This window comes from Streptacidiphilus carbonis (genome assembly GCF_000787775.1).
Lineage (GTDB): Bacteria > Actinomycetota > Actinomycetes > Streptomycetales > Streptomycetaceae > Streptacidiphilus > Streptacidiphilus carbonis.
Map to the genome: position 1 here is coordinate 129,309 of NZ_BBPM01000001.1, position 19,207 is coordinate 148,515.

The following is a 19,207-nucleotide window of genomic DNA, read 5'->3' on the forward strand; positions in this document are numbered from 1 at the left end:
GTGACCACCAACCAGCCGGGCCACACGTTCCAGGTCGATCTGCGCGGCCTCGTCGACCTGCTCTCGCACCACCTCTACTCCTCACCCAAGGTCTATCTGCGCGAGTTGATGCAGAACGCCGTTGACGCGATCACCGCGCGCCGGCTGCTGGACCCCGCCGCCCCGGCCCGGATCACCATCCGCACCGGGACGGACGGCGGCATCGTCGTCGAGGACTCCGGCGTCGGGCTCACCGAGTCGGACGTGCACACCTTCCTGGCCACCATCGGCCGCTCCTCCAAGCGCACCGAGGACGGCGGCATCGACCTGTCCGCCGCGCGGGCCGACTTCATCGGCCAGTTCGGCATCGGGCTGCTCGCCTGCTTCGTGGTCGCCGACGAGATCACCGTGGTGTCCCGCAGCGCCCGCGAGCCCGGTGCGCCGGCCGTCGAGTGGCACGGCCGCAGCGACGGCACCTATAGCATCCGCACCCTGCCGGCCGGCTCGGTCGCCCAGCCCGGCACCACCGTGACGCTGACCCCGCGCGGCGACGGCAGCGAGTGGCTGGAGCCGGGCCGGGTGGTCCAACTGGCGCGCCACTTCGGCTCGTTGCTCCGCTACCAGGTCGAGGTGGTGGACCGGCACGGCGATGTGGTCCAGGTGAACGACACCCCGCCGGTGTGGGAGCGGCAGTACGGCTCACCCTTCGCCCGCCGCGAGGCGCTGGCCGCCTACGGGAAGTCCGTCTTCGACTTCACCCCGCTGGACACCATCGACCTGGACATCCCGCTGGTCGGGCTCAAGGGCGTGGCCTTCGTGCTGCCGACACCGGCCCACCCGACCAAGCGGTCCGGCAACCGGGTGCACCTCAAGGGCATGCTGCTGTCCGACCAGGCCACCGAACTCGTCCCGGACTGGGCCTTCTTCGTCTCCTGCGTGGTGGACACCACCGGCCTGCGCCCCACCGCCTCGCGCGAGGCGCTGTACGAGGACGAGACCCTGGCCGCGGTCCGCGACGCGATCGGCGAGCGGATACGGCAGTGGCTGACCGGACTGGCCGCCTCGGACCTGGCCCTGCTGCGACGCTTCCTGGACGTGCACCACCTCGCGGTGAAGGCGCTGGCCCGGTACGACGACCAGCTGCTGGCGCTGCTGCTGCCGTGGCTGCCGTTCGAGACCACGGACGGCACCGTCAGCCTGGACGAGTTCGCCCGTGCGCACCCGGTGGTGCTGGTCACGCAGACCGTCGAGGAGTTCCGGCAGGTCGCGCCGATCGCGGCAGCGGCCGGGCTCGGCGTGGTCAACGGCGGTTACGTCTACGACCGGGAGCTGGTGCACCAGCTCCCGCAGGTCCGGCCCGGGGTCACCGTCACCGACCTGGACCCGGAGACCGTCAGCGCGCACCTGGACAGCGTCGACCCCGGGGCCGAGCTCGCTGCCGCCCCGTTCCTGGCCCGGGCCCGCGCGGTCGCGGACCGGATGGACACCGATGTGGCGCTGCGCTCCTTCCAGCCGGTGGGCGTGCCCGCGATGCTGGTGGACAACCGGGAGGCCCGCCACCAGCGGCGGCGTGCCGAACTGTCGTCCGACGCCGATGAGTTGTGGGCCGGGATCCTCGGCTCGCTCAGCTCGTCGGCGCCGCGGGCTCAGCTGATCCTCAATCACCTCAACCCGCTGATAAGGAAGTTGGTCGAGCTGGCCGGGACGGCCGACGCCCAGCTGTCCGAGACGGCGATCGAGGCGCTCTACGGTCAGGCGCTGCTGCTCTCCCGGCGGCCGCTGCGGCCGAGCGACCACGCGCTGCTCAACCGCTCCTTCCTGGGGCTGCTCGAATTCGCGACCCAGGCCGCCGGCAACGGGCCGGTCGGTGGGCCGGGCAATGGGCCAGGCAGTGGGCCGAGCAATGGGCCGAGCAACGGACAGGGGAACGTGCCGTCATGACCGCACCCACCACGAAGGAAGAGTTCTTCCAGGCCCTGGGCGAGAACCGCGACCGCCCCAAGGGGCGGGCCACCGCCGCGATCGCCGAGGAACTGGTCGAGGCCGCCGAGGCGTTCGGCGACCCCGAGGTCACCGTGTCGGCGCTGGTGGAGCTGATGGGCGCCTACCACGGCAGTGGAGAGTCGGTGAAGTACCCGGTCGCCTTCGCCCGGCTGCTGCGGTTGTGGGACGAGAACCCGCAGGCGTTCGACGAGCACGAGACCCATCGGCTGTTCTGGTTCTTCAAGTGGGTCGGCGCCGGGCTGCTGTCCACGCCGGACGTGCCGCTGGCGTCGATCCGCGGCTGGATCACCGAGATGCGCCGCCGCTACACGGAGGCGGGCCATGACCTGCAGCCCGTGTACGCCCAGGAGTACTCGCTGGCCCGGCACCTGGACCAGGGCGAGGAGCTGGCCTACGAGCTGTGGGCCACCCGGGGGCGGAGCCGGTTCAGCGACTGCGCCGCCTGCGAGGCGCGGGACCGCGCGGACCACCACATCCGGAACGGCGCGGACCGGCAGGCGCTGGCGGAGCTGGAGCCGACCCTGGACGGCCGGCAGGGCTGCGACGAGGAGCCGCACAACAGCCAGGCGCTGGCACTGCTGCCGCTGCTGCGGCTCGGAGAGTTCGACCGGGCGCGCGCCGCCCACCTCACCGGCTACCGCAAGGTGCGCGGTCAGGAGGCGGAACTCAGCGCGGTCGGCCAGCACCTGGAGTTCTGCGCGCTGACCGGGAACGAGGCCCGCGGCCTCGAACTGCTGGCGCAGAACCGGGCGTTGTTCGACTTCACCGCTGCTCCGTCCAGCCGGTTGCGTTTCCTCACCGGCGTCGAGGTGCTGCTGGCCCGGCTGGCGGAGACCGGGCACGGCCAGCTGCCGTGTGCCGGACCGCTGGCGCGGCCGGAGTGGACGGTCGCCCAGATCCGGGAGGAGGTGACCAGGGAGGCCGATGAGCTGGCGTCGCGCTTCGACGCCCGCAACGGGAACGACGCGGTGTCCGCGCGTCGACGGGAGCGACTGGCCGTCCGGCCGCTGACGGCGCAGCTCAACCTGGGTGTGCAGACGTCGGCGCCGGCGCAGGCGTCCGCGGACGCAGCGTCCGCGAGGCCGGCGGTGCCGGCGGCTTCGGCCGTCCCGGTCGAGGTGCCACAGGACTTCGCCGAACTCGTCGCCGAGATCAGGCGGCTGGACCGGACCGGCGACCCCCGTGCGCGGACGCTGTGGGACGCGCTGCTGGACCGGGTTGCCGCTGCGGATGCGGAGCCGGACGCGGATGCGCTGGACGCGTTGCTGCGCGGCGAGATCGCCTCGGAGCTGGCGCAGCGGGCGTCCAAGGACGAGGACTGGAACGGCTGCGCGGCCCGGCTGCGCGAGGCCGTGGAGCACTACACCCGGGCCGGTCGCCCGGCTCGGAGCATCGCCTCCGAGTCGCGACTGGCCTGGTGCGAGGCCACCGGCAAGGACGTCGCCGCAGCCGCGGCTGCGGCGGCCTGGCCGGTCCTCGACGGGCTGCTGGCGCGGATCGGCGCCCTGATCGACGCTGGGTTCGACACCGCGGAGGAGGAGCGCGAGGCGCTGCTCCGCAGGCTTGTGGTTCGGCAGAGCCGCGTGCTGACGGCGCGTCATGCGCTGCTGCGGACCGATGGGCCGGAGCAGCACACCCGTTGGGCCGAGGTGTTCACCGCGGAGGCGCAGACGCTGATCGCCGAGGGTGCGGCCGTGGACCCGCCGACGCACGTGTCGATGGCCCACGAGATCCTCGCTGAGTTCCAGGCCACCCACGGCGCACCGGTGGAGGGCGAGGCCTCCGCGCGCCGCGCCGTCGCCGTCTTCACCGAGCAGGGCTGGCCCTGGCGGCTGCACCGGGGCCGGCTGCTGCTGGGCCTCGCCCTCGGCGCCCAGGGGCGGTACGACGAGGCCGTGGGAGAGCTGGAGCGCGGCCTCGCGGAGGCCACGTCGGACGTCCCTGACGTGGAGTTGACGCCGCTTCACCGGATGCTCGGCAATATGGCGCTGCGGGCGAAGCAGTACCCGACCGCTGTGCGCGCCTACTCCGAGGCGGCCGCGCGGCTGGACCGCGAGGGTCATGCGCTGCAAGCGCTGGAGGCACGCTGGCAGTTGAGCCGGGCGCTGCGCGCCCAGGGCTCGACCGGCGACGCGGTGGCCGTGCTGGAGACGCTGCTGGACCCGGTGGGTCCGGCGGCGCCGGACCGGGGCGCTGAACCCGCTGAGCCCTCTGAGGCAGAGCAGTTGACGGCTCAGATCCGGGTCGACCTGGCCAATGCGCTGCTGCAGTTGGGGGAGCCGCTTGACGCCGCGAAGGAGTTCCTGCAACTGGCCGACGCCGTCAGCCGTTGGCCCGAGAAGGGGCCGCTGACCTCCGCCGCCTCAGGCGCGGCCGGCGCCCTGGCGCAGGCTGGCAACTGGGACGGCGCCCGGGCGGCGCTGGAGCGCGCGCTGGCCTCCAACGCCGAGGCGCCGTGCATCCCCGACCTGACCGACACCCTGCGCACCCTCGCCGGCGAGGCGATCGACGCCCGGGGCGCGGAGGCGGCCGAGGAGGCGCTCGGCTACCTGGACCAGGCCGACCGCCTGCGCGAGGAGTTCGCGGAGGCAGCGGCTGAGCAGTTCGTCAGCGTGGACGTCGACAGGGCGCAGTGCCTCTTCATCCGCGGCCAGGTGCATGCCTCCGTGGGCAACCCGGACCAGGCGCTGGCAGCGTTCGAGCAGACAGCCGCCGAGTACGACCGGGCGGGCTATGCCGAGGCGTCGCCCCGGTTCGAGGCGCTGCGCAGGGCCGCGCTGGTGGAGGCCCGGCTGATGGACCGGACCCCGGCAGCACGGGACCGCCTGGACCGCGCCGCCGCCGAGGCCGACAAGGCGGGCCTCCCGGAGGCAGCCGCAGCGCTCCGCCGCCAGCGGGACAGCCTGCAGTGACCGCAGACTCCGCCGCGGGGCCCCTGACGGGCCCGCGGCGGAGTCGTGGTGGTGGTCCTGATGCCCGACCGGTCGGCTCAGCCGCGGCCGGGTTGGCCGTAGACGTGGTCGACGTGGAGCTTCAGGACCAGGCGGCCGTCGGCGACCATGGCGCGGCGGTAGTCGTCCCAGTCGGGGTGGTCCTCGCCGCGTACGGAGCGGTAGAGGTCGATGAGTTCCTCGACGGCGGCGTCGTGGGGGTCGGCGGCCACCGGGGTCAGCTCGGCGGTGCCCTCGGCGACGGTCCAGGACCAGCGGTCGGTGCTGGTGACGTGGTAGCTCGCGCGCGGGTCGCGGCGCAGGTTGCGGGTCTTGGCGCGGTCGTCGGTGAGGGAGACCCGGATCAGGCGCTGCTCGGCGTCGAAATGGTGGGTGACGTTCGAAATCTGGGGTCGGCCGTCGCGCTTGAGCGTCACCAGTACGCCACCGTCGGTGTCTGCGAGGAGCTGGAGCAGGGACTGCTCGGTCTTGCCTGCGTCATCGGTCATGCCGGTAGCAACGGCGCCCGAGCACGCGGGATTCCGGGGTTGCGCCGGCCGGGTGAGGCGGGGCGGGTTCCTTCCGCCGCAGGGGAAGGAAGCGGTCGGCGGGAGTGTTGGATCCGGGTAGCGTCCTAACGGACCAGGTCCGCATGCCACTCCTGAGAGAGAAGCCCAGCCATGACCGACCGTCCTGTCCTGCAGCCCAGCGCCAGCCACCCGATCACCGTCTCGGCCAACCCGGCCCGCGTCGTCGTCACGGTGGCCGGCCGCACCGTGGCCGACACACGCAACGCGCTGATCCTGCGCGAGGCGCAGTACCCCGCCGTCCAGTACATCCCGCGCGCCGACGTGGACCTCGCCCTGCTGGAGCCGAGCGACAACGAGAGCTACTGCCCTTTCAAGGGCGAGGCGACCTACTACAGCATCCCCGTCGGCGGCGAGCGTTCGGTCGACTCGGTGTGGGTCTACGAGTCCCCGTACCCGGCCGTCGCCGAGATCAAGGGCCATGTCGCCTTCTACCCGGACCGGGTGGACAGCATCACCGAGCAGTCCGAGTAGTCCTTGACAACGGCTCAGCCGGCGTCGCGCACCGGCTCCGACGCGGGTTTCGGGGCCGGGGCGGCGGCTGAGGTGCGGCGGGCGGCGAGGGTGCCGGAGACGCGGTAGCCGCCGACCATCAGGGCGATCACGGCGATGGTCTCGGTGGTGCCCCAGACCCAGGTGGACGCGGTGGGCTGCTTGGCGGCGAGTTTGGGCAACTGCTCGGCCTCGCCCGCGGTGGGGCTGGTCGCGGCGTGCTTGGCCAGGTCGGCCTGGTAGGCCTGGTTGCGGGCGGAACCGTGCAGGAAGGGGGCGACGAACAGCACCGCGAGTGCGAGCAGGACCTCGACGCCGACCACGGCCGGGAAGGTGCGCAGCAGCACGGTGGCAAGCGGGCGCTGGTCGCCGGCGGCGCGCAGGGCCTCGATCCGGGGGTGCAACCGGAACTGGTTGAACATGCCGAGCAGCAGCAGCGCGCCGAAGATCAGGATCTTCACGCCGAGCACCCGTCCGTACATGGTGGTGACCAGTTGGGTGGGGCCGTCGACGTGCTCCCAGTACAGGAATAGGCCGGACAGGGTGATGGCGGCGACGCAGCCCATGGCCCAGGCGGAGAAGCGCCGGACGGTCGCCGACCAGAAGGCGGTGCGTTCCGCGGCGCCGAGTCCGCTGGGGAGTCCGCCGCCGGGCAGGGCGATGAGCAGCAGGCCCGCCAGCCCGCCGAGCCAGACGCCGCCGCCGATCAGGTGCAGCAGCCACATCAAGGTGTTGAAGACGGTGCGGCCCCAGTCGTCCGGTGCCTTGTCGGGGAACTTGGTGGTGCCGAGTGCGATCGCACCCGCCGCCAGGCCGGCGCCGAGCAGCGTCCCGCGCCCGCGTCCGGCGGCGATCCGGCGAACCGTCAGCGGAGCCAGCAGCGCCGCCCCCAGCAGGGAGAAGGTCACTTCAAGACCGGACAGCCGGCCGTCGTTGCTGCCGTCGTAGAGGGAGCCCCAGGCCGCCGCGTAGTCGTAGCCCCCGCTCTTCGCCGCGCCGTGGGCGAGGTCGGTGAGCACGGCGGGAACGGCGAGCAGGCCGACGACGACCGCGGCCCGGGCGAGCCGCGCGGTGAGGGCGGGAATCGCGCCGGGCGCGGTGCGGGCGGCCGCGGGGCCGACGGCCAGGAGGGCGAGGGCGCTCAGCCCGACGAAGCCCATCAGGGTGACCCAGGCGGTCCAGGTGACAGCACTGTCGGCGAAGGGGCCCAGCGGTGTCGAGGGTGCGGCCGCCGCGAACTGCGGCAGGGCAGGGGGAACCAGGGTAAGGGGCATGGGTGGCCGACCTCGCTGTGCAGAGGGAGCAGATGTAGTTAGGTTAGCCATACCTAAGTACATAGCGCCACTGCACCCCCGTGCGGGGCCGCGGGCATGGTCGGATGCGCGCCGTTGCCCGCGGTCTCGGGGCCTCGCTGTCAGTCCCTCCTCGTACTGTCGAAGGCAGCGCACCCGGGCCGCGAACGGCGACCGCGAGCATGGCGCGCCAGTGCGACCCGGCCCCGAGTGCGGGGGCCGGGTCGCACTCAGGCGGTTCCGCGGCGGTGCCTGGTCGGTGGTGCCGGAGTACTCGCCGTTCCGGTCGGGGTACGAGAGCGTCATGGCGGCCTGGAACTCCTCACTGCCGTCCACGGGTCCGGGCACGCGGGCCCGGGCGACGGCGTGGACCTCGACCCGCGGGGACTCGCGTACGAACGCTGCGCACGCCTCCAACGCGTCGGCCGGAGTGGCGCCGGAGCAGACCACGGCCGTCTGCAGCGTGACGGACACGTCGGCCCGGGCGCTGGCGAGAGATGCTTCGGCCGGCCGTCGGTGGCCCGGCTCAGATCAGCCTGAGCTGGGTCGGGGCCGGGGGCTCCTCGGCGTGCCGATCCGGGGTTGGCTGCGGCGTCGGCTCCGGGTGGGGCCGGGGGGTGGGGCCGATGCCGTATTCGGTGGCGAGGGCGTGTACCTGGCGGGTGATGCGGCGCTGGTACCAGGTGGGGGCGTAGGCGTTGTCGTAGTAGAGGGCCTGGTAGCGGGGGACCAGGTCGGGGCGGTGTTCGGCGAGCCAGTGGAAGTACCACTCGCGGGCGCCCGTGCGCAGGTGCAGTACCAGCGGGGTGACCGAGGTGGCGCCTGCGGCGGCGATCGCCTGGACGGTGGCGCGCAGTTGTTCGGGGGAGTCGGAGAGGAAGGGCAGGACCGGTGCCATCAGTACGCCGCAGGGTATGCCGTGGTCGTTCAGCGTCCGGCAGACCTCCAGGCGCTTGCCGGGGGAGGGGGTGCCGGGCTCGACGCGGCGCCACAGCTCGCGGTCGGTGAATCCGACCGAGACGGCGACGGAGACCTCGGTGACCTGGGCGGCCTGTTCGAGGATCGGCAGGTCGCGCAGGATCAGCGAGCCCTTGGTCAGGATGGAGAAGGGGTTCTCCCGGTCGCGCAGTGCGCCCAGGATGCCGGGCATCAACTGGTAGCGGCCCTCGGCGCGTTGGTAGCAGTCGACGTTGGTGCCCATGGCGATGTGCGCACCCTCCCAGCGCGGCGCGGCCAGTTCGCGGCGCAGCAGTTCGGGGGCGTTGACCTTGACCACGATCTGGCTGTCGAAGTCATGACCGGTGTCCAGGTCCAGATAGCGGTGGGTGTTGCGGGCGAAGCAGTAGACGCAGGCGTGGCTGCAGCCCCGGTACGGGTTGACGGTCCAGGCGAACGGCATCCGGGACGCGCCCGGCACCTTGTTGACGATCGACCGGGCCCGGACCTCGTGGAAGGTGATGCCGCGGAACTCCGGGGTGTCGAAGGTGCGGGTCACCGCGTCGAGGCCGAAGAGCCCGGGTGCCGCGGTGTTCTCGGCGCTCTCGCCGTTCCCGGCGCTGAGGTTCTGCCAGCGCATGCCGCCTCCTGGGGTGTGGTTCGCCGCCTTCTCGAACCCCAGAATAGAACAAGCGAGCGAATATGTGGCGACAGGTGCGGCACGGCGGTACGGCGTGGTGTGCACGCAAGGCGCGGATCCGGATCCCGACGTCGGCCCCGTTCAGACCCGTTCAGCCCCGTTCAGACCCGTTCACCCGGGCCGGTGCGGGCCGCCGGTCGGTTCGTCGGCGCCGCGCGGTCATCGACAAGGGCGCCCAGCCAGCGGCCGCGGCGGAACAGTTCGACCGCCGCCGCGGCGTCCGCGGCGACGAGCACCACGCCCATGGCCGCCCATCCCGCGGTGTTCCGCGAGTCCGGGGCCCGGAAGGCCTTGGCCGGCTCGTCCCGGCGCACCTGCAGAGCCAACCGGTGTCCGGGCGGGGCGGTCGTCGGCAGGACGCCCCGGTAGGTGTGGCCGTCGACCACCCACCAACCCTCGCAGGAGGGGTCCTTGGTGCCTCCGGAGCAGTCGGTCACGGTCGCGGTGGCCGGGCGGGTCGCCACCAGGTACTGCGCGAAGGCGTTGACCGGGCCGCTCCACAGCATGGGTGACAGCGCGAGCACCAGCCCGGCCAGCAGCACCTGCGGCAGCCGCTCGCCCGGCAGCGCCCTCGGTCGTTCGTCCAGCCCATGGCCCTGGCGCAACCCGGCCAGGAAGCGGTGCGTGGGCACGAAGCGCACCCAGAACAGCACGAAAACGATCAGCACAGCGGCCAGGGACACCACGCTGCTCGCGCTGCCGTCCCTGGCCACCCCCGCGTAGGGGAGCAGCACCGATGCCGCCAGCAGCGCCCCCCAGAACGGCAGCGCCGTCGCCCGCCGCACCCTGCGCACTGTCTCCGTGATCACGATCAGCAGCATAGGACGCGTGTTGGTGGCGCCCTGCACAGGCGTCTCCGCCGTACTGCTCATGCCGCCGCGGTGGGGGCGGGGTCACTGCCCCTTGGGTCGCGGCTCCTTCCGTCGTGCCACGTCCGACACCGGCCCCAGGTGGGCGAGCTTGTCGGGGTTGGACACCGAGTGGATCGCCCGGACCGCTCCGTCGGCGATCTCCAGCTCGACCACACTGGCCACCCGTCCCCCGGCGTCGCACAGCACGGCGCCGGGGCGGCCGTTGACCCAGGCCGGCCGCAGTGAGATCTCCATCATCCGGACTCGGCGCAGCCCGCCGACCAGCAGTTGTGCGACGTGCTGCGGGTCGACCACCGGCTTCCTGACCGCCCGGGCCTTGCCGCCGCCGTCCCCGTGGAAGACCACGTCGGGGGCGAGCATGCCGAGCAGCGAGTCCATGTCGCCGCCGGCGGCGGCCTCGAAGAACCGGCGGGCCAGCTCCTCGCCTGCCGCCCGCCGCTCCGGGCGAGGGGCGCTGTCGCGCCCCTGCTCTGCGGTGCCGATGCGCTGCCGGGCCCGCGCGAAGACCTGCCGGCAGTTCACCTCGGTCTTGCCGGTGATCCTGGCCACGTCCGGGTAGCCGTACCCGAACACCTCGCGCAGCATGAAGACCGCCCGCTCCACCGGGGAGAGCGACTCCAGCAGCACCAGGAACGCCATCGACAGCGAGTCGGCCAGCTCGGCGTGCTCGGCCGGGCCCTGCCCGTCCGACGGCACGACGACGGGTTCGGGCAGCCAGTCCCCCACGTAGGTCTCCCGCCGCACCCGTGCCGAACGCAGGTGGTTGATGCCGAGTCGGGTCACCGACGTGGTCAGGTACGCCTTCGGATCGTTGATCACGGTCCCGGCCCGGCGCGCACGGGTCATGCCCAGGAACGCGTCCTGGACGACGTCCTCGGCGTCGCCGACGGAGCCGGTCATCCCGTAGGCGATGGAGAACAGCAGCGGTCGGTAGCCGGCCCCGAGGGTGTCGTCGTCAGCCGCCTCGGAAGCGGGTTCCCTGTCGTCAACGCGCATGCCGGTGCTCATTTCCCTGCCCTCATGTCCGAATCCGAGGTCTGCTCCGTGTCCGTCATGCCCTCTGGGACAGGACGCCCCCCTCGGCTGTGACGCATTGTGACCCGGATCACATCGATCTGGACGCTGCGCGGGATGAAACACTTGGGCATGACCGAAGAGGACCCGTATCTGTGGCTCGAGGACGTGACCGGCGAGCAGGCCCTGGACTGGGTGCGCGCCCGCAACGCGGAGTCGACCGGCCGGTTCGCCACCGGCCAGGCGTTCGACGAGCTGCGTGACAGCCTCCGGGCCGTGCTGGACGCGGACGAGAGGATCCCCTACGTGACGCGCCGCGGCGCGCACCTCTACAACTTCTGGCAGGACGCCGACCACCCGCGCGGGCTGTGGCGGCGCACCACCCTGGCGGAGTACCGCACCGACGCCCCGGCCTGGGACGTGCTCCTGGACGTCGACGCGCTCGCCCGGGACGAGGACGAGAACTGGGTCTGGCACGGCGCCGCGGTGCTGCGCCCGGACCACCGGCTGGCCCTGGTCCACCTCTCCCGCGGCGGTGCGGACGCCTCCGTGGTGCGGGAGTTCGACCTGGAGGAGCGCCGCTTCGTCAAGGACGGCTTCGTGCTCCCCGAGGCCAAGAGCACGGTCGGTTGGATCGACGCCGACCGGGTCTACCTCGGGACGGACTTCGGCGAGGGCTCGCTCACGGACTCCGGCTATCCGCGGTTCGCGAAGGAGTGGCGCCGCGGCACCCCGCCGGACCAGGCGGTGACGGTGTTCGAGGGCGGGCCCGAGGACGTGTCGGTCAGCGCCCACCACGACCCGACGCCCGGCTTCGAGCGCGACTTCGTGCACCGGTCGATCGACTTCTACCGCACCGAGTTCCATCTGCGTCCGGCCGGGGGCGGCGACCTGGTGCGGATCGAGGTGCCCGAGGACGCGCTGGCGTCGGTGCGGCGCGAGTGGCTGCTGGTGCGGACCCGCTCGCCGTGGCGGGTCGGCGGCCGGGAGCATCCGGCGGGCGCGCTGCTGGCCATCGGCTTCGAGGAGTTCCTGGCCGGGGGACGGGACTTCACCACCGTCTTCACCCCGGACGCCCGCACCTCGCTGGAGGACTACCGGTGGACCCGGAACCACCTGCTGCTGACCGTGCTGCGCGATGTGACCAGTGAGCTGCGGGTGCTCACCCCGGACGCCGCGGGCCCCTGGGCGTCCGCGCCGCTGACCGGGGCGGTGCCGCTGGGCACTGCCGGGATCATCGACACCAGTCCGGACGAGGACGACGAGTACCTGACCGTCACCAGCGGCTTCACCACGCCGCCGGTGCTCAGCCGCGGCGTGGTCGGCGGAGGTGTCGAGGTGCTCAAGCAGAACCCGGCCTTCTTCGACGCCGAGGGGACGGACGTCGAGCAGTACTTCGCCATTTCGGAGGACGGCACCCGGATCCCCTACTTCGTGGTCCGCCCCCGCGGCGGGGCCGGGGGCGGTGGGGCCGGGGCCGGCGGGGCCGGGGCCGGCGGGCGGACGCTGCTGACCGGCTACGGCGGCTTCGAGGTGGCGCTGACCCCCGACTACCTGACCGTCGAGGGCCGGGGGTGGGTGGCGCGCGGCGGCACCTATGTGCTGGCCAACATCCGCGGCGGCGGCGAGTACGGCCCGGAGTGGCACACCCAGGCGGTCAAGGCCGGACGGCACAAGGTCTACGAGGACTTCGCGGCCGTGGCCCGGGACCTGGTCCGACGGGGCGTCACCACCCCGGAGCGGCTGGCGGTCCAGGGCGGCAGCAACGGCGGGCTGCTGATGGGCGTGATGCTCACCCGCTACCCGGAGCTGTTCGCGGCCATCGCCGCCCAGGTCCCGCTGCTGGACATGAAGCGCTACCACCGGCTGCTCGCCGGGGCCTCCTGGACGGCGGAGTACGGCGACCCGGACGACCCGGCCGAGTGGACCTACATCAGCGCGTACTCGCCGTACCACAACCTCCGTGCGCAGCCCGGCTATCCGCCCGTCCTGTTCGCCACCTCCACCCGGGACGACCGGGTCCACCCGGGCCACGCCCGCAAGATGGCGGCCCGGATGCTGGAGCTGGGCCACTCCGTCGACTACTACGAGAACACCGAGGGCGGTCACGGCGGCGCGTCCAACAACGAGCAGACCGCCTTCAAGTGGGCACTGGTGCTGGACTACCTCTGGAGGCACACCGGATCGTCCTGAGGCGCCAGCAGCACGCTCTCTTCCAAGGTGCTGCGTAAGATTTTCCATTCCTGATGAGAACCTTGCGGCATTTCAGTGTGCTCTGTACGGTCGGGGCGCCCGCCACCTGAGTTCCCTGAAGGAGTGCCAGATGCGTGAGACCAGAGGACGCTTACTCGGCACGGGGTTCCTCCCGCGCCTGCTGGTGGCCCTTGTCGCCGTGCTCGGCCTGGTGTGGACCGCCTCCGCACCGGCCGAAGCCGCCTCCCGCACCGCCGCCGCCGGGGCGGCGCCCGCAGTGAGCACCGCTGCGAGCACCGCCGCGGGTGCCACCACGCCGTTCGCCACCTACGAGGCCGAGGCCGGGACCCTGGGCGGTGGCGCCGCCGCGGTGTCGCTGACCGCGGCGCCGACGACGCAGTACTCCAGCGCCGCACTTGAGGCGTCCGGCCACGCCTACGTCCATCTGGGCGCCACCGGGCAGTCGGTGCGGTGGACCAACAACACCGGTCAGCCCATCAGCTTCATCAACGTCCGTGCCAGCATCCCGGACTCCGCCTCGGGCGGCGGCATCACCGGCACGCTGGACCTCTATGTCGACGGCACCTTCCGGCAGGCGCTGAACCTCAACTCCAGGCAGACCTGGGTCTACGAGGGCACCAACTACAACAACAGCGACGACCAGACCCCGGCGGACGGCGACCCGCGGGTGTTCTTCGACGAGTCGCACACCTTCGTCACCGGCACGCCCATCCCGGCCGGCAGCACCTTCTCGCTGCAGAAGGACGCCGCCAACAGCGCCTCCTCCTACGACATCGACTCCATCGACGTGGAGAACCCGCCGGCGCCGATCGCCCAGCCCGCGAACTCGATCTCCATCACCAGCTGCGGCGCGGTGGCGGACGACAACCCGACCAACGGGGCCGCCGACAGCCAGGCGGTGGACAGCACCGCCGCCATCCAGAACTGCATCAACCAGGCGCAGTCGCAGCGGAAGACGCTCTGGCTGCCGCAGGGCACCTTCTATGTGAAGGGGACGACGGGTCTGCAGGCCCAGGGCATCACCATCGCGGGTGCCGGGATGTGGTACACGACCGTCTACCGTGACGTTCCGCTGCCCAACAGCACTCCGCTGGCCGCGCTGTTCTCGGTGACCTCGTGCGCGGTCGAGGACTTCCACATCGACGCCAACGCAACCAGCCGCGGCACGGCGGGCGGCGACGGCGGCGCCATGGACACCACCGGTACCAACTGGGTGGCCGACGGGATCTGGTCCCAGCACACCGAGTCCGGCTTCTGGGCCTCCGGCACCGGCGGCAAGGTCGAGAACAGCCGGCTGACCTCGATCTGGGCCGACGGGATCAACCTCAACAACGTCTCGCTCAACGCGGACACCGGCAACAACCTGACCGCCACCGGCAACTTCGTGCGCGGCACCGGCGACGACGCGATGGCGATCAACTCGGTCAACTACAACACCAACGGCAGCACCACGACCTACTACAACCCGATGACCGACATCACCATGACCAACAACACCACGATCGCCCCCTGGGGCGGCAAGGGCATCGGGATCTACGGCGGCAGCGGCCATCTGGTCAGCGACAACTACATCAGCGACACCGCGCGCTACATCGGCCTGGGCGCGGGCCGGTTCGGGGTCAACGGCAGCGACCTGCTGTCGGCCACGGTGTCCGGAAACGTCGTGGTCCGGTCCGGCGGCAACGCCTACAGCCAGGGCCAGCCCGCGATGCAGATCGGCAACGGCGGCGACGGCCAGAACGTGGGCGTGGTCGACCATGTCACCGAGACCGGCAACACCGTGGTCGATTCGCTGTACGACGGGATCGGCTTCTCGACCTCGACCAACACGCTGCTGCAGAACAACACGGTCACGTCCCCCGGCCGCAACGGCGTGGTGATCGCGCCGCCGTTCTACCCGGCGCCCACGGGGTCGGCGACCGTCACCGGCAACACCGTCACCGGGTTGAAGGCCGGCGCTTCGGGCTTCGTCGACAACTCCAGCGGCTTCACCGCCACCCAGAGCAACAACAGCTGGCAGGGCGGCACCGGACCGGTCGAGGCGCCCTACGGCGGGACCCCGGCCGCCGTTCCTGGCACCGTCCAGGCCGAGAACTACGACACCGGCGGCCAGGGCCTCGCCTACAACGTCACCTCGGTCAACGGATCCGGGAACGCCTACCGGGCCGACGGCGTCGACCTGGAGACGACTTCGGACACCGGCGGCGGCTACGACCTCGGCTGGACCACCGGAGGCCAGTGGTTCCGCTACACGGTGAACGTCGCCACGGCCGGGACCTACGCCGTCAGCCTGCGGCTCGCCGCTCCCAGCGCGGTGTCCGGCGCGCTGCACATCTCCAACGCGTCAGGCGCCGATCTGAGCGGCGCGGTGGCCGTACCGGCCACCGGCGGGTTCCAGACCTGGACCACCGTGACGGCCGGTGTCACACTGCCGGCCGGGCAGCAGGTGCTGACGGTCAACCAGGACGCCGGCGGCTGGAACCTCAACAGCCTCGCCTTCGCGGCGAGCGGTGGCGGCACCCCGCCCAGTACCGACCTCGCGGCGGGCAGGACGACCAGCGAGTCCAGCCACACCCAGGGCTATGCGTCGTCGAACGTGACCGACGGCAACCGGTCGAGCTACTGGGAGAGCGCCAACAACGCCTTCCCGCAGTGGGTCCAGGTGGATCTGGGCTCCGCGCAGAGTGTGTCCCGGGTCGTCCTCCAACTGCCGACGGCCGGTTGGGGCGCCCGTACCCAGACGCTGTCGCTGCTGGCGGGCACCGACGGCTCCACCTTCAGCACGGTGAAGGCGTCGGCGGCCTACACCTTCGACCCGGCCGCCGCCAACACCGTCACCATCACCTTCCCGGCGACCACCCAGCGCTACTTCCGGGTGAACATCACGGCCAACACGGGCTGGCCGGCCGGCCAGCTCTCGGAGTTCCAGGTCTGGAACACCTGAGCCGGTCCGGCGATCGCCCGCCTGAACGATCGGCCTCCTGACCGAATGCCCGACAGTCCGCGCCGGCGGGCGGTCGGGCATTCGCCGGTCGGTCGGCGGCCGCTCGCCGCAGCGTCGCCCGGGACCGTCGGGCCGCACCGCCCCTCTGGCTGATGCCGCGTCGGCCGACGACGCGGGGGGTGCGGAGGGCCGACCTTCCGGTTCGTCCGGATAGGCTGGCCAGGGCCCCGAGCGGTGGGGCGCGATCGAGAGGAGCGTGTGCGGATGGCGCAGCGTGTCGTCGTCACCGGCGGAAGCGGCAAACTGGGGCGGGCCTGTGTCCGAGACCTGGTCGAGCACGGCTGGGACGTGGTGAACGCCGACAGCACGGCGCCCGCCGAGCCGTTGTGCCCGTTCGTGCGGGTGGACCTCACCGACTTCGGACAGACGGTCGAGGCGCTCACCGGCATCGACGACCGCTACCACGGGGTCGACGCGGTGGTGCACCTGGCGGCGATCCCGGCACCCGGTCTGGTGCCCAACGCCGCGACCTTCCGCAACAACGTGCCGGCCAGCTACAACGTCTTCGCCGCCGCGAAGCAGGCCGGCATCCGCAATGTGGTGTGGGCGTCCAGCGAGACGGTGCTCGGGCTGCCCTTCGAGACCCCGCCGCCCTACATCCCGGCCGACGAGGAGTACCCGCCCAGCCCGGAGAGCGTCTACTCGCTGGGCAAGCACCTCGAAGAGATGATGGCGGGTCAGTTCTGCCGCTGGGACCCCGAGTTGAAGATGGTCGGGCTGCGCTTCTCCAATGTCATGGATCCGGCCGACTATGCGGAGTTCCCCGGCTTCGACGCGGACGCCCGGCTGCGGAGCTGGAACCTGTGGTCCTACATCGACGCCCGCGACGGCGCCCAGGCGGTGCGCCGGGCGCTGGAGTACCGGGCCACCGGGGTCGAGGTGTTCGTGATCGCCAGTCCGGACACGGTGATGTCGCGCCCCACCAGCGAGTTGATCGCCGAGGTGTTCCCGGACGTGCCGGTGCGCCGCGAGGTGGGTCCGCACGAGACCCTGCTGTCGATCGACAAGGCCCGCAGGCTGCTGGGCTACGACCCGAAGCACAGCTGGCGCGACGAGTTCCGCGACGGGGCCGTCGGCTGAGGCACAAGGCAGGGCCTCCGGTGGGTGCCACCGGAGGCCCTGCCTGCTGTTCCGCCGCCCGGGGTCAGACGCTGCCGACCCCGTTCGAGTAGCCGGTCATGTTGAAGGTGCCGAAGCCGTTCTGCACCGGGTTGCCGGTGTTGTTGATGCAGTGCAGGATGCCGCCGCCGCCCGGGCCGTTCAGGCAGACGGTCATCAGGTCGGTGAAGACCACACCGGGGGCGTCCGGGACCTCGTAGGCCCGGTCGGTGTAGATGTCGGCGTTCAGGTCGAAGAAGCAGTAGCTGCCCAGGCCCCAGGCCTGGTGGTGCCGGACGTGGTCGCCGACCTTGTAGGCGGCGTAGCCGTTGGTGCTGCCGTGCACCCACGCGGACTGGGTGGGCACGTCGTAGGGATGCTCGTTCTGGAAGAAGTAGGTGCGACCCTCCTCGCCGTTCCAGAGCACCTCGTACTTCTGGTAGTGCTCGACGGCGAGGCCGTAGGCGGTGACCCGGTCGCCGTTGACGAGGAAGCCGGTGTCGGCCGGGTTGACCGCCCAGCCGACGGTGCCGTCGTCGCCGTGGTCCGCGCGCCACAGCCAGAGGTTGTCGCAGATCACGTCGTTGCTGTCGAGCTGGATACTGACGGTGGCGCCGCCGGCCAGCGCGCCGCCGATACGGGCGTAGACGTCGAACAGGACGGTGGGGTCCGCGCTGTGCCGGGTCCGGCTGCGGCCGTGGCCGACCCGGAGCAGCACCGGGGAGTTGGCGGAGGCGGCCTCCAGCAGCACGCCGGCCACGGTGACTCCGCCGACGTCGGCGACCTCGATCAGCGAATTGCCGTGCGTGGCCTGCAGGGTGGCCAGGCCGATGCCGAGTACCACGGTGCCGGGCCGGTTCACCCGCAGGGCGGAGGAGAGCGCGTAGACGCCCGGGGTGAACAGCAGGTGGTGCCCGCGGTCCAGGGCCTGGTTCAGGGTGTCGGCGGAGTCGCCGGGGCGGGCCACATGGAAGTGGGACAGCGGGATGCTGTGTCCGGCGGTGTGGCCGGAGGCCCAGGTGGTCCCGGCGGAGTTGCTGTGCAGTGAGGGGACGAAGACGCTGTAGGAGCCGTCGCGGGCCACGGTGAGGAACGGCTTCTCACGCACGGTCGGGGTCCGGTCGGCCACGGTCCAGGCCGGGTTGGGGAAGTGCTGCGCCGGGGCGCCCTCGGTGCCGACGAAGACCATGTTCCAGTTGGAGCCGACCCAGCTGCCGAAGCTGTCGTTGCGGGACAGCCACTGCTGCTGCGACCCGGAGTCGACCTGGCCGTCCACCACGCTGTCGGCCAGGAAGCCGCCACTGGACCACCGGTTGCCGGGCGGGCTGGGCCACAGGGTCATGTCGCCCTTGATGTGGGCGCGGCGCATCGGCCCGGCCTGGGCCACCGCCCAGCGCTCCAGGCCGTCCGGCGGCACGATGCACAGGTTCTCGGCGGCGCGCCAGAAGTTCTGGGTGCCGTTGCCCTGCAACCACTGGGCGTCGACGGTGACATGACCGTTGATCACCACGTCGTCGGGGCTGTCGCCGAGGCCGAGCACATGGGTGTAGAAGCCGACATTGACATCGACGTTGTACGTCCCGGGCCGGAAGGCCAGGGCGTAGCGCTCGGTGCCGAACTGGTTCGACTGCTGAGTGTTGAACACGGCGTCGACCTGGGCCTGGATCGCCGCGTCGCCCATGGACGGGTCGAAGACCAGGACATTGGGGCCGAGGCCGGCTCCTCCGCCGTGAGCCGGGGAGGGGCCCTGGTCGGAGGACGAGGCGAACGCCGGTCCACCGGCGAGGGTGCCGACCAGCGGCAATGCGGCGGCGACGGCCGCCCCGCGGAGGACGGAACGGCGGTTGGGGCTGACGGGCATGGCTCTCCCTGGCATGGTGGGTGGGGAGGGAGGTGCGGGTGCTGCGGGAGCGATCAGAGAGCGCTCTCAGGGGGAAGTGAAGCACTTGGCTCATGGACCGTCAATGGTCTGTAGGCAGGTAAGCACCGGGTGACGTGTCCGCGTTCAGTTGCTGAAGGAATCGGCTGGCGGCCCGCTGCACACCGTGCCGCCGGCCCGCGGGGACGGGCGGCACGGCGCGGAAC

12 protein-coding genes are annotated in these 19,207 nt (G+C 71.9%); 6 read left to right on the forward strand and 6 right to left on the reverse strand.

Annotation, left to right across the window (positions count from 1 at the left end; genetic code table 11):
• Together TR46_RS00620 and TR46_RS00625 are read left to right on the forward strand one after the other, a co-directional pair.
• Entirely contained in the window at positions 1 to 1,920 is a 1,920-nt protein-coding gene (locus TR46_RS00620) for an HSP90 family protein (protein ID WP_236655156.1), read from the forward strand.
• Complete coding sequence (locus TR46_RS00625; RefSeq protein WP_042391835.1) at positions 1,917 to 4,895, forward strand: tetratricopeptide repeat protein; 2,979 nt, start codon at positions 1,917 to 1,919, stop codon at positions 4,893 to 4,895. The genes TR46_RS00620 and TR46_RS00625 overlap by 4 nt, the downstream gene beginning before the upstream one ends.
• 77 nt (positions 4,896 to 4,972) lie before the next feature.
• Here TR46_RS00625 and TR46_RS00630 read toward each other — a convergent pair whose 3' ends face one another.
• The gene (locus TR46_RS00630; RefSeq protein WP_042391838.1) at positions 4,973 to 5,422 is read right to left on the reverse strand and encodes a PPOX class F420-dependent oxidoreductase; all 450 of its coding nucleotides are present in this window, start codon (positions 5,420 to 5,422) and stop codon (positions 4,973 to 4,975) included.
• A gap of 171 nt (positions 5,423 to 5,593) precedes the next feature.
• On the opposite strand from TR46_RS00630, the gene TR46_RS00635 reads away from it, so the two are divergent.
• Positions 5,594 to 5,974 (forward strand): DUF427 domain-containing protein, encoded by a 381-nt coding sequence (locus TR46_RS00635; protein WP_042391840.1) that lies wholly within the window; start codon positions 5,594 to 5,596, stop codon positions 5,972 to 5,974.
• Between the two features lie 14 nt (positions 5,975 to 5,988).
• Here the strand turns inward: TR46_RS00635 and TR46_RS44965 are convergent, their stop codons facing one another.
• From TR46_RS44965 to sigJ, 4 genes are all read right to left on the reverse strand, one after another.
• Positions 5,989 to 7,266, reverse strand: coding sequence for a CopD family protein (locus tag TR46_RS44965; protein ID WP_042391842.1), 1,278 nt, complete (start codon positions 7,264 to 7,266; stop codon positions 5,989 to 5,991).
• Between the two features lie 544 nt (positions 7,267 to 7,810).
• Entirely contained in the window at positions 7,811 to 8,860 is a 1,050-nt protein-coding gene (locus TR46_RS00645) for an Rv2578c family radical SAM protein (RefSeq protein ID WP_042391844.1), read from the reverse strand.
• Between the two features lie 161 nt (positions 8,861 to 9,021).
• Positions 9,022 to 9,729, reverse strand: a complete 708-nt coding sequence (locus tag TR46_RS00650; protein WP_152626238.1) for a hypothetical protein — start codon at positions 9,727 to 9,729, stop codon at positions 9,022 to 9,024.
• An 84-nt stretch (positions 9,730 to 9,813) separates the two neighbouring features.
• The gene (gene sigJ, locus TR46_RS00655) at positions 9,814 to 10,788 is read right to left on the reverse strand and encodes an RNA polymerase sigma factor SigJ (protein ID WP_042392197.1); all 975 of its coding nucleotides are present in this window, start codon (positions 10,786 to 10,788) and stop codon (positions 9,814 to 9,816) included.
• A gap of 150 nt (positions 10,789 to 10,938) precedes the next feature.
• On the opposite strand from sigJ, the gene TR46_RS00660 reads away from it, so the two are divergent.
• The 3 genes from TR46_RS00660 to TR46_RS00670 all read left to right on the forward strand — a co-directional run bounded on the left by TR46_RS00660 (position 10,939) and on the right by TR46_RS00670 (position 17,104).
• On the forward strand, positions 10,939 to 12,999 hold the full coding sequence (locus tag TR46_RS00660; protein WP_042391849.1) for a prolyl oligopeptidase family serine peptidase: 2,061 nt from the start codon (positions 10,939 to 10,941) through the stop codon (positions 12,997 to 12,999).
• 130 nt (positions 13,000 to 13,129) lie between these two features.
• Positions 13,130 to 15,964, forward strand: a complete 2,835-nt coding sequence (locus TR46_RS00665) for a galactose-binding domain-containing protein (protein ID WP_042391852.1) — start codon at positions 13,130 to 13,132, stop codon at positions 15,962 to 15,964.
• A 264-nt stretch (positions 15,965 to 16,228) separates the two neighbouring features.
• Positions 16,229 to 17,104, forward strand: coding sequence for an NAD-dependent epimerase/dehydratase family protein (locus TR46_RS00670; protein WP_042391854.1), 876 nt, complete (start codon positions 16,229 to 16,231; stop codon positions 17,102 to 17,104).
• A gap of 64 nt (positions 17,105 to 17,168) precedes the next feature.
• Here TR46_RS00670 and TR46_RS00675 read toward each other — a convergent pair whose 3' ends face one another.
• Positions 17,169 to 18,983 (reverse strand): pectate lyase-like domain-containing protein, encoded by a 1,815-nt coding sequence (locus tag TR46_RS00675; RefSeq protein ID WP_042391856.1) that lies wholly within the window; start codon positions 18,981 to 18,983, stop codon positions 17,169 to 17,171.
• Between the last annotated feature and the right edge of the window lie 224 nt (positions 18,984 to 19,207).